This is a genomic window from Ruminiclostridium cellobioparum DSM 1351 = ATCC 15832, from assembly GCF_000621505.1.
Taxonomy (GTDB): domain Bacteria; phylum Bacillota; class Clostridia; order Acetivibrionales; family DSM-1351; genus Ruminiclostridium; species Ruminiclostridium cellobioparum.
The window spans coordinates 165383-181318 of the sequence record NZ_JHYD01000010.1 but is presented as its reverse complement, the minus strand read 5'-3'; the positions used below and the strand labels follow the sequence as shown (position 1 = coordinate 181318).

General features: G+C 41.6%; 15 protein-coding genes. 12 read left to right on the top strand and 3 right to left on the bottom strand.

What is annotated here, in order from left to right; translation table 11 throughout:
- The first annotated feature begins 45 nt into the window (after positions 1-45).
- The 7 genes from T344_RS27790 (at position 46) to T344_RS0107620 (ending at position 7860) form a co-directional block, all read left to right on the top strand.
- Positions 46-1122: a substrate-binding domain-containing protein gene (locus T344_RS27790; protein WP_051571649.1), complete on the top strand. Its 1077-nt coding sequence runs from the start codon at positions 46-48 to the stop codon at positions 1120-1122.
- Between the two features lie 129 nt (positions 1123-1251).
- Positions 1252-2778: a sugar ABC transporter ATP-binding protein gene (locus T344_RS0107645; RefSeq protein WP_027628213.1), complete on the top strand. Its 1527-nt coding sequence runs from the start codon at positions 1252-1254 to the stop codon at positions 2776-2778.
- A complete protein-coding gene (locus tag T344_RS0107640) occupies positions 2762-3781 on the top strand; it encodes an ABC transporter permease (RefSeq protein WP_034860764.1) in 1020 nt (339 codons plus the stop codon). The genes T344_RS0107645 and T344_RS0107640 overlap by 17 nt, the downstream gene beginning before the upstream one ends.
- Before the next feature lie 25 nt (positions 3782-3806).
- On the top strand, positions 3807-4946 hold the full coding sequence (locus T344_RS0107635; protein WP_027628211.1) for a Gfo/Idh/MocA family protein: 1140 nt from the start codon (positions 3807-3809) through the stop codon (positions 4944-4946).
- 60 nt (positions 4947-5006) lie between these two features.
- On the top strand, positions 5007-5996 hold the full coding sequence (locus tag T344_RS0107630) for a sugar phosphate isomerase/epimerase family protein (RefSeq protein ID WP_027628210.1): 990 nt from the start codon (positions 5007-5009) through the stop codon (positions 5994-5996).
- Positions 5997-6150: 154 nt separating this feature from the next.
- Positions 6151-6969 (top strand): TIM barrel protein, encoded by an 819-nt coding sequence (locus tag T344_RS0107625; protein ID WP_027628209.1) that lies wholly within the window; start codon positions 6151-6153, stop codon positions 6967-6969.
- Between the two features lie 78 nt (positions 6970-7047).
- A complete protein-coding gene (locus T344_RS0107620) occupies positions 7048-7860 on the top strand; it encodes an alpha/beta fold hydrolase (protein ID WP_027628208.1) in 813 nt (270 codons plus the stop codon).
- Positions 7861-8039: 179 nt separating this feature from the next.
- Here T344_RS0107620 and T344_RS0107615 read toward each other — a convergent pair whose 3' ends face one another.
- Complete coding sequence (locus tag T344_RS0107615; RefSeq protein ID WP_027628207.1) at positions 8040-8861, bottom strand: hypothetical protein; 822 nt, start codon at positions 8859-8861, stop codon at positions 8040-8042.
- Positions 8862-9131: 270 nt separating this feature from the next.
- Here T344_RS0107615 and bcp point away from each other — a divergent pair, with 270 nt between their 5' ends.
- Positions 9132-9593 carry a thioredoxin-dependent thiol peroxidase gene (gene bcp, locus T344_RS0107610; RefSeq protein ID WP_027628206.1) on the top strand — a complete coding sequence of 154 codons (462 nt, stop codon included), beginning with the start codon at positions 9132-9134 and terminating at the stop codon, positions 9591-9593.
- A gap of 62 nt (positions 9594-9655) precedes the next feature.
- On the top strand, positions 9656-10807 hold the full coding sequence (locus tag T344_RS0107605; RefSeq protein WP_027628205.1) for a copper amine oxidase N-terminal domain-containing protein: 1152 nt from the start codon (positions 9656-9658) through the stop codon (positions 10805-10807).
- Here T344_RS0107605 and T344_RS0107600 read toward each other — a convergent pair.
- Both T344_RS0107600 and T344_RS0107595 read right to left on the bottom strand, forming a co-directional pair.
- A complete protein-coding gene (locus T344_RS0107600) occupies positions 10799-11677 on the bottom strand; it encodes a PHP domain-containing protein (protein WP_027628204.1) in 879 nt (292 codons plus the stop codon). The two genes, T344_RS0107605 and T344_RS0107600, sit on opposite strands and share 9 nt — an antisense overlap.
- Before the next feature lie 91 nt (positions 11678-11768).
- A complete protein-coding gene (locus T344_RS0107595) occupies positions 11769-12515 on the bottom strand; it encodes a 3'-5' exonuclease (RefSeq protein WP_027628203.1) in 747 nt (248 codons plus the stop codon).
- Positions 12516-12715: 200 nt separating this feature from the next.
- On the opposite strand from T344_RS0107595, the gene T344_RS0107590 reads away from it, so the two are divergent.
- From T344_RS0107590 to T344_RS0107580, 3 genes are all read left to right on the top strand, one after another.
- Positions 12716-13630 (top strand): NUDIX hydrolase, encoded by a 915-nt coding sequence (locus tag T344_RS0107590; RefSeq protein WP_027628202.1) that lies wholly within the window; start codon positions 12716-12718, stop codon positions 13628-13630.
- 75 nt (positions 13631-13705) lie between these two features.
- On the top strand, positions 13706-14377 hold the full coding sequence (locus tag T344_RS0107585; protein WP_027628201.1) for a cysteine hydrolase family protein: 672 nt from the start codon (positions 13706-13708) through the stop codon (positions 14375-14377).
- Between the two features lie 13 nt (positions 14378-14390).
- Positions 14391-15830, top strand: a complete 1440-nt coding sequence (locus T344_RS0107580; RefSeq protein ID WP_027628200.1) for a nicotinate phosphoribosyltransferase — start codon at positions 14391-14393, stop codon at positions 15828-15830.
- Positions 15831-15936: the final 106 nt, after the last annotated feature.

The window sequence follows — 15936 nt, the reverse complement described above, 5'->3', positions numbered from 1 at the left end:
GAGCTATCAGGAAACTGAAAAAATGTTCTAAAGGAGAGAAAGAGTATGAAAAAAGGACGTCTAATTGCAACGTTATTGACAGCAGCTTTAACCGCTGCCTCCATACTGGGTTTTACCGGATGCTCCCAGAAGTCATCGGTAAAGGAAATAGCTGTTATGGTGCCGAGTGCCGACCACGGTTGGACAGGAGCGGTACTTACATACGCCCAGGAGAAGGTAAATAAATTAAATGAAGATCAGGCTGTTAAAGAAAAGTTTTCGGTAAAAGTTTATTCTGCAAAAGATGTTGAAGATCAGATCCAGCAGGTTGACGATCTTTTGACCAATACCGGCAAGCTTGCAGGTATTGTAATACTGCCATATGATAACGGACTTCAATCCACCCTTGAAAAAATCGCTACCGCAAAAGTTCCCTTTGTACAGTTTGACCGTGTTATTTCAAGCGGCATTATCGACCCCCAGGTGGTGGCAAATGTAAAGGGAGATAATGAGGGCATCGGATATGAGACTGCAAAGCGATTTATAAAAGACGGTCTTGGCAAAGACGATTATGTGTATGAAATGATTGGAGATAATTCATCCGTTCCCGAGCTCCGTTCAAAGGGTTTCAGAAAATATCTGACCGAACAGGGCTGGACTGAGGATGAAATAAACAAGGTAGTTGTAAAATCAGCAGCCACAGGCTGGAGCCGCGACACCGGAAAAGAACTGTTTGAATCCTGGTTCGGAAGCTCACAATGTGACACTTCCAAAAAAATATGGATATACACACATGATGATGAAATAGCCATGGGTGTATTGGAATCAATAAACGGTTCTGCCCTGGATGCGGGAAAGAAGGCCGAGTTTATGAAACAACTCAAGGGACTTTCGGCTTCATCAGGACTTGCTGAAATGTACGCGGTACTCAAGGACAAACACAAGACAATAACCCGCCCGGCGACATTCGATATCTTTTCTGTAACATATGATCCTGCAATGATCCAGGAAGCTGTCCAGGTGCTTGTGGACTCACTGAACGGCGGAAAAAATATAGATCCAAATTACATCATACCGGTACACGTTGTTGATTCCTCAAATGTTGGCGATTACAAAGCATTTGGAACCTATGATGAAAAATAATTCTGGAAGGTTTATACTTCAATAAAAACTTCATCAGGGTACAGGCCTGAAATTTCGGGTAAAAACTTATTATGAGTCCTGCAAATTTCAGGCATGTACTTTGTGGCAATTATTGAGGAAGGAGGTTCTATGGAATTACTGAAAATGACCAATATTTCAAAGTCCTTTTTCGGTGTTACCGTTTTGGACAATGTGACACTGGAGGTCGGCAGGGGAGAGGTCCATGCTCTGATCGGAGAAAATGGGGCCGGCAAATCAACGCTGATGAATATTCTGGCCGGAGTACATGCCAGTGACAGCGGGAATATCATATTCAACGGTAAGGAACTTGTACACAACAGCATAAAGGGAGCCGAAAGCGCCGGTATTGCCTTCGTGCATCAGGAACTGAACATATTCAATAATTTAAGGGTTTATGAAAACCTGTTTCTGGGGAAAGAGCCGGTGAATAGTTTTGGAAAGCTGAAGAAAAAAGAAATGATTTCGGAAACCTTCAAGCTGATGCATGACCTGGGGGTGGATATTGACCCGCTGGAACTTGCAGATAATCTTGACACGGGAAAGAAACAGCTGCTGGAAATTGCCAAGACACTGCACCGGGATGCCGAACTGTTTATCCTGGATGAACCTACAACTGCACTGAATAATGCCGAAATAAAAAATCTGTTTGAAATTGTAGGACGGTTAAAGGCTATTGGAAAATCGTTCATATTTATATCACATAAAATGCCTGAAATTTTTAAAATTTCAGATAAATATACAGTACTAAGAAACGGTAAATTTATTAAAAGCGGGAACATCCGGGAGATTTCACCCGAAGCAATAACCAGATATATGGTTGGCGAAAGTTATTCAAATCAGGAAATGTACGAGGAACGCAAACTGGGAGATACCATTCTGGAATTGAAAAGTTTTTCCGGGAAGGGTTTTTATGATGTGGATTTCTCCATAAGAAGCGGTGAGATCGTTGGGTTTACGGGCTTACAGGGGGCTGGCAGTTCGGAAGTGCTCCAGACGGTTTTTGGTGTATTGGAGCCGCAGGGTGGACAGCTGTTTGTCCATGGAAAAGAAATAAAAAACAACAGCATACAAAACGCCATGAAGAACAAAGTGGCCATGGTTGCTGCCAACAGGAAAGAAAACTCCATACTCCAGGACATGACAATCCTCGAGAACACATATATATCCGAACATACCATCAACAACCGGCAGCAGCATATATTTAAAAACAAAGAAATTAAAAAGTATTCTGATTTAAAAGATACATTAAATATCAAGGCCAATAGTCATAATGACCCTATAACCAGCCTTTCCGGCGGAAACCAGCAAAAGGTGATTCTTGCCAGATGGCTGAACACCCGGGCTGATATAATACTTTTTGACAATCCCACCCAGGGAATAGATGTAGGTGCAAAAAGTGAGATATACCGGCTTATTCTGAACTTATCCAAGGCCGGAAAGACAATAATCATCAATACTCTTGAGATTCCGGAAATCCAAAAAATTGCAGACAGGTGTGTTGTTTTTTATCATGGAAGGATATCTGTAGCACTGAAGCGTCAGGAAATCAATGAAGAAACGGTCATGCTTCATGCTACAAATGCTATAAATGCAGCTGGAATAAATACGGAGGTGGAAAATGTCCAATCAAGGTGAAAGTCCCATGCAAGCGAATGCTGTGGTTGCACAGCCTGTAAATAAGAGATTTAAGGGTCTGTGGAGCAATTACAATTATGTGATTATATTTCTTGTGATATTTATTGCCTTTTTAATCATTAACGGCAGTGAAACCTCCTGGACCAGCATTACCAATATTTTTCTGCACAGTGCCATTCTGGGTACTATCTCTCTGGGAATGGGTCTGGTCATTATGACGGGAGATATAGATCTGTCGGTTGGGTCCTCCTTTGTCTTTATCGGAGGTCTGACCATTATTGTATATAACGCTGCCGGCAGTATTTTTGTGACTCTGCTGTTTGCCATAGCGGCGGGATTGTTATGCGGAGCTTTGAACGGTGTGCTGGTAGGCAGATTCAAAATGCCGTCATTTATTGTCACTCTGGCTTCCATGCTTATTTTCAGATCTGTTTCCCAGTATATGATGAATGAAATGGGAGAGACCAGATACCGTGTAGAAGCCGGAATGGAAAGCTATAAGAGCCTTTTCGGCTTTGGTAACGGAAATATTCTTACAATTCCCCAACTGGCCGTGGTATTCTGGATAGTGGCTGCCGCAATGATTTACATGACAACCTGTATGAAATTCGGAAAGAATATATACGCAATAGGAAGCAATGAGAGGGCAGCCAAACTGGCCGGTGTCAACGTCATATGGACAAGGATAAAGGTATTTGCAATAAGCGGTGCTCTGGTAGGTCTTGCAGCCTTTTTGAAAATAGCCAAGGACACTTCCTTTGATCCGGCCACTTCAGGGAAGAATTTCGAGCTCTATGCCATAGCCTCGGTAGTAATAGGCGGGATCAGCATGTCAGGCGGAAAAGGCAAGATCGCCGGTATTATTTTCGGTACAATGGCATTTACCATCATTGACAAGATTATCACGGCTCTTGGTATGAACGCTTTGCTGAATGATACCGTAAAGGGTTTGATCCTGCTGGTAGCTGTGGGCCTGCAAATGATACAAAAGCGTGAGAAATAAAAATAATTGAAAAAGGAGAGTGTATATGGGCAAGGTTTTGAATTATGGAATGGTAGGCGGGGGACCGGGTGCATTTATTGGTGATGCACACAGAAAAGCCATTGGTTTGGACGGAAAAGCAAGGATTGTTGCAGGTTGTTTTTCCCGCTCCTTTGAAAATACTTTGGCTATGGGTGAGGCCCTGGGAATTGAAAAGGAACGGCTTTATAAAAACTATGAGGAAATGGCCGCAAAGGAAGCCGGCCGGGAAGACAGTATGGATTTTGTAGTCATAGTGACTACCAACTATGCCCACTATGAAGCGTGCAGGGCTTTCTTGAAGGCCGGTATCCCGGTAGTTTGTGAAAAGCCGCTCACAGTTACTCTTGAACAGGCACTGGAATTGGAGAAGCTTGCAAATGAGAAAAAACTGTTGTTTATGGTCACTTATGTATACTCAGGACATGTAACTGCAATGAATATCAGAGAAATCATAGCAGCAGGAGAAATAGGCCAGGTCCGTACGGTTATGGGTGAATATCCCCAGGGCTGGCTGGCGTTTGAAGATATAAAAGGCAACAAACAGGGGGAATGGAGGACCGACCCGGCCCAATCGGGCAATACCAATGCTTTGGGTGACATTGGTACACATATAGAAAATACTGTCTACCGTATGACCGGCTTAAAAATAAAGAGATTGCTTGCCAGAATGGATAAAGTGGTCCCGGGAAGAACTCTGGACGATAATTCAACTGTGATGCTGGAATTTGAAAACGGTGCAACCGGAGTTTACTGGGCTTCTCAGATAGCCATAGGACATGACAATGGACTCAGAATACGGATTTATGGCAGCAAAGGCAGTATATCCTGGTTCCAGGAGCAGCCGGAGGTTTTCCACATGGCAAAACAGGACGGCTCCCTGCTTGAGATACACAGGGGGCATGGGGCCATAAAACAGGCTGCAGCCAAATACACCAGACTGCCCAGCGGACACACAGAGGGCTGGTTTGAGGCTATGGGCAATTTCTATTCCAACTATATTGATTGTTTGAACGCCCAGAGAAACGGTGTATTTACAGAAGAAATGATTGAGTATCCTACGGTGGTTGACGGGGTTGACGGAGTGAGGTTTATTGAGGCCTGCCTTAAAAGCTCGGCCAACGGAAACATATGGGTGGATTTTTAAAACTATCAGCAATGTATTGGCAATTAACTATAAAAATTTTATTTATAAGGAGGATTTATAATGGGACGACCGGTAACATTATTTACAGGACAGTGGGCCGACCTGCCACTGGAAGAGATGTGCAGAACTGCAAGGGAAATGGGCTATGACGGTTTGGAATTAGCCACCTGGGGACAGATAAATTGCCGCAGGGCAGCAAGTGACGAAGGTTATGTAAAGGAAATAAAAGAGACCCTCAAAAGGCATGGTTTGATCTGCAAGGCACTGGGAGCACATTTAACGGGACAGTGTGTAGGTGATTTATGGGATCCAAGGCTTGACGGCTTTGCTCCGGCGGAATTTGCAGGGCAGCCTGAAAAAATAAGAGCATGGGCCATTGAGGAGATGAAATATACTGCCAGGGCTGCAAAAGCCATGGGCTGTGATGTTGTCACCGGTTTTATGGGCTCTGCGGTATGGAAGTACTGGTATTCCTTCCCGCAGACCAGTGAACAAATGATAGCCGATGCATATACCGAGCAGGTGGAGCTCTGGACACCTATTTTTGACGTGTTTGATGAGTGTGGCGTCAAATTTGCCCTTGAGGTGCACCCCACAGAAATAGCCTTTGATTATTATACTACCAAAAGGCTCTTAAAAGCTTTCAATTACAGGCCCACACTGGGGATCAACTTTGATCCCAGCCATCTTATCTGGCAGGGCGTAAATCCCACAATTTTCTTAAGTGACTTCATTGACAGGGTCTATCATGTACACATGAAGGATACTTCGGTGAATCTGGACGGAAGAAGCGGAATACTCGGTTCACATCTGACCTTTGGTGATATGAGAAGGGGCTGGAACTTTGTTTCCCTGGGGCATGGAGATGTTGATTTTGACAAGATAATACGTGTTTTGAACGGCGCCGGTTATCAGGGCCCTCTGTCCGTCGAGTGGGAGGACAGCGGTATGGACAGGATATTTGGTGCGACTGAGGCCTGCAGTTTTGTTAAAAACATTAACTTCAGCCCGTCCACAGTAGCTTTTGATGACGCGTTAAAGAATGACTGAGTGGCAGGAATTAAAAGGCTAAATTGCTTATTTTGGGATACTTTTTTGATTTTTTTGGTATTCTCAGGCAGCTGTAATATTAACCGGCAATATAGATACAATAATCTATGATATGTTTTTTATGCAGTTAATCAAAAGTACATGGATAATTAATATGGATAAATTATTGTTTGGAATATCAGGTTTGCCGATATACAGCGGGTTAAGGAACATGAATTACGCCGTCGGAATTTATTTTTTAGAGTCAATAGGTCTGGATGCCATGGAACTTCTTTTCGTGAGAAATGTCAATGTAACGGATAACAATAAGGAGAGTATCTTAAGGGCTAAACTGGAAAATAATTTTTATTTGTCGGCACATGCTTCACATTATATAAATTTGAATGCAGATGAAAAAGAAAAGCAGGAGCAGTCCCTGGAAAGAATAAAAAATGCCATGGAGGGCCTGGCAAAGGTTGAGGGGAGAAGCCTGGTCTTCCATCCCGGCTATTATTTAAATGATTCGAAAGAGGAGACATTCATTACCATAAAGGAAAACCTGTCGAAACTTCCATACAAGGGAATAGACTACAGGCTTGAAACCACCGGGAAGGGAACGCAGTTTGGCACGCTTGAGGAATTGATCGGCCTGTGCAAGGAAGTGAGGACCTGCAAATTATGCATCGATTTCTCACACATTCATGCCAGGGGAAACGGATGCCTGAAAAATTACAATGATTTTGCCGGAATTTTGCAAAACATTCTGGATCAGCTTGGCAGAGATGCACTGGACGATCTCCACATCCATATGGGGGGTATACAATACAATGAAAAGGGCGAGAGGAATCATATACGTCTGTTTGAAAGTGACTTTAACTATGTGGACTGCCTGAAAGCCTTAAAGGATTTCAAGGTCAAAGGCTGCGTGATTTCGGAAGGGCCGGTGGTGGAGAAGGATGCTTTATTATTGAAGAATGCGTATAAACGGTTATAAATCAACTATAGTATTCATAATTATATACTTGAGATAACAAATTCATGCAATGAATGAGTTTTTGTACAGGAGGTATTTGTGGGATACTATATTACTGTTGATACAAATGTAAAGATCTATGTTGAAGACCTTAACCCGGCGGGGAATAAGACAATCCTGTTTTTGCACGGCTGGCCGGGAAGCAACAGATTGTTTGAATACCAGTTCAACCAGCTTCCAAAGCTGGGCTTCAGGTGCATCGGGATAGATACAAGAGGCTTCGGCTTCTCGGATAAGCCCTGGAGCGGATATGACTATAACACGCTGGCTGATGATGTCAAAGGTGTGGTTGACGCACTGGGATTGCAAAACTTCACACTGGGGGGACATTCCACGGGGGGAGCCATTGCAATAAGATACATGGCCCGTCATAATGGACATGGAGCAGCCAAGCTTGCGCTGTTTGATGCGGCAGCTCCCAGCCTTGTAAAACGGCCGAATTTTCCATACGGAATAGAAAAGGACGTAGTTCTTCAAATCATTAAAGGAACCTACAATGACAGGCCAAAGATGCTTCAGGATTTCGGGGATATATTTTTTTACCAGCGTATAACCGGGGCACTTTCGGAATGGTTCTTCCAGCTGGGACTGCAGGCGGCCAGCTGGTCTACGGCAGCTATAGCCAATACCTGGCTGAACGAAGTGCTGTTTTATGACCTGGAGACAATAAATGTTCCGACTTTGATCATTCATGGCATCCATGACAGGGTTGTACCCTTCCAGCTGGGAGAAATACAAAAACAGGGTATTAAAAACTCTAGATTATTACCCTTCAGATACAGCGGCCATGCGACTTTCTACGATGAACGCGACAAATTTAACGATGAACTGGTAAAATTCATTGAAGAATAAGCGAAATGCAGTATAAGCTAAAAATCCAGAAAGTTTTATTTTATAAAACTCTTCTGGATTTTTATGGATTTCGAATACTAATCGTTCATAATCTCACCCTTCGTTTCTAGCAAAATTTTTGCTTTAGTACATTATATAATCTTTCCCCAAAATTCGTTACATTATAAGTGTTTTTTTAATTATAAATCATTTTTTTGCATATCCCATTTGATTGAATAGACCAACAGCATTAAAGGCTCCGGGACCGACCATTCGACAGCTGTTGTCGTATTATCTTCAACGGTGCTGTCATCAAAAAACAGCTCTCCGCTAACCAGGGGCAGCCGGCTGTCTATACAGGGAAAAGCTTCGAAGGATGCCTTGGCAATCCCGAATGTTTTGGGAAGTATAACCTTCAGGTTTAAATCGCTTGTAGGTTCCACAATTGTGGTTGAGAGTATGGGTATGGCCTTGTTTTCCACATCTTCAAACATATAGGTAAGACAAAATTCTATTATGTCACCTTTCTTATAGCTCTTGCCGAAATAAACCTCAAGCTGCTGAAAAGCATCTCTCTTTGCAGTCATTAAAATCTTATGGTCTTTCACATTGCTTGTAATGCTGACTTTTCCGTAACCGGTCCAATTGTATTTATCATAATACCTATCAATATTTTTTCCAGTTACTTTGAGTTTGATTCTCTTTTTATACTCCATGGTTGTATAACTTTTATATTGATAGGTACAGTACTTTTTTAGTATTACGTATTTAAAATCGGTTTTTAAATAAATTTTATATACGGGATTATGCAGACGGAATATATAAATGCAGAAAAAGCCTATGCCTAATGCGGCAGACAGGGACAGAATTATCGTATAAGGAAGCAGATATTTGTTATTAGTGGCATAGGCATGTGTTATAACACCGGTAATTCCGGCCAGACAGATTGCCAGCTGATACCTTAGTGCCTCATAAGCTATTTTATTCAAGAAGCCCGCAAGAAATTTTTTTATACTGTCCATAGCTTACCTCCCTAATACCAAATATATTTAATAGTATTGGTCGCGATAACCGCAGCAGGTTATTTGTACAACCTATTGGTATATAGTATTAAGGAGTGAAACAAAATATTCCATTTTTCATTTTTTTCTGATATAAATAATATAGAAACCTATTTTAATAAGAGTACAAACTTTACCATCCGCAACCCTTATGTTTACCATTGGCCATAGGTGGTACATATATTCAATAGATGTTAATATTACGTAGCGACATAGCGGAGGTGTATGCAAATGCTCAAGGCAGGAGAAAAAGCTGTGAATTTTGTGCTTAAGACAACTGATGATAAAGAAGTCAGTCTCTCTGATTTCAAAGGCAAAAAGATCGTTTTATATTTTTATCCCAAGGATGATACCCCTGGCTGTACCAAAGAAGCATGCGGCTTCAGGGATGTTTATGATTATATTCTCGAGGCAGGAGCGGTAGTTGTGGGAATCAGTCCTGACGGGGAAAAATCTCATGATAAATTCAGGAATAAATACAATCTACCTTTTTATCTCCTGAGCGATGAGGATCATAAGGTTTCCGAAGCCTACGGTGCCTGGGGAGAAAGGAAGATGTATGGAAAAACGTATATGGGCATCATAAGGTCTACTTTTATTATTGATGAGGAAATGGTGATTCAAAAAGTGTTCCAAAAGGTATCTCCTGAAGGACATGCTGAGGAAGTACTGGATTTGTTGACAAAAAGGTGACCTTTTTGTCAGTTAAATTAAATATGTGTGATAAGCATTTATAGTAAAAGGTGAAGAAATACATGAAGAAAATTATAGCGGGATTATTGTCGGCATTGTTAATTTGCCTGGGTGTTAACAGTTATTCATATGCTGCCGTCAACATTGCGGAAAGTGCAAATGTTAAAGTGTTTGTCGGCGGGCAGCAGGTCAGGTTCAGCAGCAATCCGATTACTGTCAACGGTCAGATACTGTTAAACGGTAAAGAACTGCTGGTCAAGCTTGGGATTCCCAATGACAACAAGCATATCCAACTGGACAAAAACCAAAAGAACCTGATAATCAATACCGGCAAAAAGCAGATCAAAATGACGGTTGACAGCACAAAGGCAGCAGTGGGTAAGTCCTCGGAAGTACTCAATGCTGCGCCTGTTTTTTATAAAAATATATATTACATACCTGCAAAATCCACAGCGCAGCTGCTGGATATGAAATATGCATGGGATGCTGAACAGAAAAGCGTATATATTCAAAAGCCCAGCGATTATAACAGGGTTAAAGCTGCTCTTGATAAAGCTGTTGCCGCATCAAAAGCGGCTGGCAGATATGAAGTGGAATACTCAAAGGAATCCATATCGGATTACGGGGATTATCCGGTGACCGGTAAAGCGTCAACAGTGAGCAAGGTTGATAAGGAAAAAATGATAATGACTATAAAGGGTAATGGAAGGGACTCTGCGAATGGTTCAGATACCGGTATCAGTGAGTATTATCTAAATAATAACTATATATATTCAAAGAATTTCTTTAAGGACCGGTGGGAAAAGAAATTAATTTCAGAACAGGAGTATAAGGACTGGATACTGAACTATGATGCAGGCAGCTTTGAAATTTCCGACATATTGTATTGCGGGCTGACCATTCAGGAAAATAAAAAAGACAATACAATTCTTCTGAAAGGAAATGCATTTCTGCATGCAAATAAAGAAGATTATGAATTTGAACCTGTAGATACTTATCTGGAAATCAGTATAAATAAAAACAATCACCTTATAGACAGGATCACTCTAACCCATAGTGAGTATCTGGATTCGGATTATTTCGGAAGGTATCTTTACAGCTCAAGCGAAACCTATGAATACCGCAATTATAATGGGAATTTTGCTGTTGAAACACCGGATGAAAGCCAAATGGAGGTTGAAGGCGACCAACAAGCATTAAATGCTTTATATTAAATTTGACGGAAGCCATGGTGCCAATATATCGTAAGGTATTTTTACCCCTCTGATGCTTTCTCCAAGGTTAACGGCGGGTTTAAGTTTGCCGTGATAATCACTTCCTCCCGAAGAGTACAAATTGTGCTCACGGCAGTAATCGAGAAGATACCTTGTCCTGTCGGCTGAATGGAGAGAGTGGTAGCATTCTATACCATCGAGAACGTTGAGCATTACTATGGAGTCCAGAAATTCTTTATAATCCGTTTCAAAATATACGTAGGGATGAGCCAGAAATGCCTTCCCGCCTGCAGCTTTGATCAGGCCGGCAGTTTCCCCGGCCGATAGGCAGTCTTTTAGCTGATCCAGGAAAAAAGGACTGCTTTCATTGGTGACACAAGTCCTGTAAAAGGCATTCAAATTCTCCCAGATAGCTTTTCCCATATATTTTTCATTTTCGGGATACTTTCTCAAATCTGAATGCAGCACCTGTGATGCAAAATATTTCGTACCCTTTATTGACAGCTCTTTGCTATACGTAAGATTAAGGTCTTCACACACTTCCATCAATTTTTTCAGGTATCCGTTTTCTCTTTGAAGGAATTTTTCATCTGAAACAATACCGGCGGCTTCTATTATATCTAAATCAATACCGTAACCCAGTATTTCAATGGGTTTTCCATTGTGTACCGCAGTGAACTCACAGCCGGGTATGATTTTACCTTTGAAAAGATTTCTTGTATTATTCCTGCTCAGCTTTTGGTACGCACCAATAGAATCGTGATCAGTGATGGAGATATACTCCAACCCCAATTGACCGGCTTTCTTAAGAATTTCTTCAGGTTCCTCGGAGCCGTCCGAGGAGGTTGTATGAATGTGTAAATCAATCATTGGCTTGCCCCCGTAAATAACTCTTTTAAATAGTATAAATTATGTTGAGTAAAATTGCAAAAATGTATGCATATTTAAATGGGTAAATAAGTTATTTTAGGAACTGGCCTGTTTTTCCCATTTTAAACGCAAGTAATATCATGCCTTTCTCTTCATGGGTGAGCTCTCTGTCATACATTTTTTCAAATTGCATTACAAGACCTTCAATATCGATGGACCTCTTAGGCTGTCTCGGAGGCCTGTCAGGAATAACAGAGGGATCATAAAACTTTGGCTGCATAAAGCAATTGTAGATTTTCTTAAATATTTCGGCGGTATAGTAAGCATCATGAAAGGCATTGTGAAAGGCATAATCAATGGGAATGTTCAGGGCTTGAACCGCATGTTCAAGTCTTAGCAGGTTTTTTACCGGAAAGTTGAAATATAAGGAGGCATATGGCTGAATATTAATATATTTTTTTGACAAAAACCCGGTGCTCAAACCATGGATTCCCGCATTTCCGAATAATACCTTCACATCGGAGGAACCCCATACACAGAAAACAGAGCCGGTCCCCCCTGTAAATTCTTTAAAATGCCTGTATACTTCAGGAAATGTTTCTTCTGTCTGAAGCTGTTCGGTGGTTATTCCTGTCAATCCTGTTATAAATGGATTTATTTTTTCATAAAACGCAGGTTTTACATACCGGTTAAAGGTATTAACGGTATTGAACTCCCCGTCCAGTTTAACAGCACCTATCTGAATGATCTCAAAGGGTGCGGAGGCTCTATTGGCATATTTATTCTGTGATGAAGAGAAGTCCTGATTAAGTTCCAGATCAAAAACAATATAATACATGCTGCACTCCTGAAGGCTGATATTTGATCATTTTTAATATATACGATCCCTGATAGAAATTATATAATGAAAAGCTGCATACTGGAAGGGGGAAGATTGACAATAAACCATGTCTGGAATATAATGTTATTAACAATATGATAATAACAGAATGGTAAGAACAAAAGCAAATAAAATAATAGAAAAAATAGGTGGATGTAATGGCTTCTAATGAAAAACTAAATTCGCACGGGCAGACAGAAAAAGAATTCCTTGCAGCCTATAATCCGTACAAATACGAAAGGCCTTCGGTTACGGTGGATATGCTTATATTTACTGTTACCGACGCGAAGAAAAGGAATTACAGGACTCTTCCCGATAAAGAGCTTAAGCTCCTGCTGATCAAAAGGGGCGAGCACCCGTTTATCGGCCAGTGGGCCTTGCCGGGCGGTTTTGCAAAAATGGATGAAAGTCTTGAACAGGCGGCTGTAAGAGAATTAAAAGAGGAAACCAATATAGACAGTATCTATATGGAACAGCTGTATACCTGGGGGGAGGTGGACAGGGACCCCAGAGCCAGAATCATAAGTACATCCTATATGGCATTGGCTGACAGCAGCACTTTGGAAGTGGTAGCAAACAATGACGCAGCCGATGCCAAATGGTTTTCGGTGCAGTGTAAATTGTTTCAGGAGCACAAGACTTTGACAGGCACCGGATATGAACAGCAAAGGCTCTATAAGTTAAAACTTGCCTGTGAGGGCGAAAAGGATCTGGAGGCTGTAATAAAAAAAGTAAAAACCGTCAGCGGAAGAACTGTAAGAACTTATGGAAGTATAGAAGAATGCAGCGGAATTGCCTTCGACCATGCCGGAATAATCGAATATGCCCTGGAAAGGCTCCGATCCAAAATAGAGTATACCGATATAGCCTTCAATTTGATGCCGGAGCTTTTTACACTCACACAGCTTCAGCAGGTGTATGAGGTGATTCTTGATACTGAGCTGTTAAAGGCTAATTTCAGAAGAAAAACCGCCCATATGGTGATTGAAACGAACCAATATACAAAAGATGCAGGACACAGACCATCTAAACTTTACAGATTCAATACCGACTGGAACAAGGAAAATGAATAAAAGAATAATTTGTAAGGAAAATTGTTAAAGAGTAGTTGGAAGAACAGATTAATGAATTTTAAGGGGGTTGTACCTATGAAATTTACAAGTATGGAGGATTTTGCAAGAGATAGCTCCAAAACTCTGTATGATTTATATAAAATGTTTGAGGAAGCAGGAGCAATAGAACTGGAGAAACTGCCTTCAACACGTACTGCATTGGTAATGATAGACATGATAAACGGTTTTGCCAGGAGCGGAGCCTTAATGAGCAAAAGGGTGGAGGAGCTGATAGCTGAGATTGTAAGCTTATCTGTAAAATGTGATGAACTGGGGATTTCCAAACTGGCTTTTGCCGACAATCATACAGGGACATCACCTGAGTTTGAAGCTTATCCCGTTCATTGCCTGAAAGATACTTACGAGGCAGAGGTGGTTGATGAAATTAAAAATGCGGGAGGTTACAAACTTATCCCGAAGAACTCTACCAATGGCTTTTTGGAAGAGGAATTTCAAAACTGGCTTGGGCAAAATCCGGACATAAATACATTTATTGTCACCGGCGACTGTACCGACATCTGTGTACAGCAGTTTTCAATCACCTTGAAAACCTGGTTTAACAAGCAAAACAGAAGTTCACGGATCATCGTTCCCATAAACTCAGTTGATACCTATGACCTGGGCATTCATAACGGTGATCTGACCAATTTAATGGCCCTCTATAATATGCATATTAACGGGATCGAAATTATTGCCGCACTTATATAAAGGAGATATCTATATGAATAATATGAACTTGACAATGCTTACCGATTTCTACGAAATAACAATGGCCAATGGTTACTTTCAAAACGGCTGGAAGGATAAGATAGCATACTTTGATATGTTTTTCAGAAAGGTGCCTGACAATGGCGGCTTTGCAATTATGGCAGGAGTCGAGCAGGTGATCCGTTACCTTGAAAATCTTAAATTCAGCCGGTCCGATATGGAATATTTGAGAAGAAAACAATTTGGCGAAGACTTTCTTGAATACCTGATGAATTTCAAGTTCAGCTGCGATGTGTGGGCTGTACCCGAAGGAACACCCATATTTCCGGGTGAACCTGTGGTTATTGTGAGGGGGCCTGTAATAGAGGCCCAATTTATTGAAACCATGATTTTACTTACCGTCAATCATCAGAGTCTTATTGCCACAAAGGCAAACAGAATTGTAAGGGCTGCGCAGGGCAGGGAAGTTATGGAGTTCGGTTCCAGGAGAGCACAGGGCTATGACGGTGCCATTTATGGTGCCAGGGCCGCCTACATCGGCGGCTGCGTAGGAACGGCCTGTACCATAGCCGAAAAGGAATTCAACATTCCTGCAATCGGTACAATGGCGCACAGCTGGATCCAGATGTTTCCGGATGAGCTTGAGTCATTCCGCATGTATGCGCGGACCTACCCAGATAACTGCACCCTTCTGGTGGATACCTATAATACGCTGAAGTCAGGGGTTCCCAATGCCATTAGGGTATTCAATGAAGAAATCGTGCCCAGGGGATTCAGACCAAAAGGCATAAGGATAGATTCGGGGGATATTACCTATCTGTCAAAAGCCGCCAGAAAAATGCTGGACGCGGCAGGTTTCCACGATTGTAAAATAGTGGCTTCAAACTCCCTGGATGAGTTTATAATCAGAGATATTTTGATCGAAGGAGCAAAGGTTGATTTGTTCGGAGTCGGAGAGAGATTGATCACTTCCAGATCCGAACCGGTTTTTGGAGGGGTCTACAAACTGGTTGCCATTGAGGAAGACGGAATTATCATACCCAAGATCAAGTTGAGCGAGAATGTGGGAAAGGTGACCAATCCCTGTTTCAAACAGGTTTACAGGTTGTATGACAAAGAGAGCAGCAAGGCAATTGCAGATGTGCTGACAATGCATGACGAAGTGATTGATGAAAATGAGCCCTATGAAATATTCGACCCTGAATATACCTGGAAGAGAAAAACCTTGACCGGCTTCAGAGCTCAAAAGCTGTTGGTGCCCGTTTTTGAGAAGGGCAAATGTGTGTATGAAAGCCCCAATACACAGCAGATAAAGGAGTTTTGCCAAGCCCAGTTGGACACCATATGGGACGAAGTAAAAAGGTTTGAAAACCCGCACAAATATTATGTGGATCTTTCAAAGAAACTCTGGGATGAAAAGCAGGGGCTGCTGCAGAGTTATTCCGTAAAGTAAGTTAATGGCCGGTGTATTTTTGTGTAGAAAAATATACTCTTTATGCAGCTGGTTACAAATTTGATATAATTATGATAAAATTTGGTATGTATAATCGAAAGGGGGC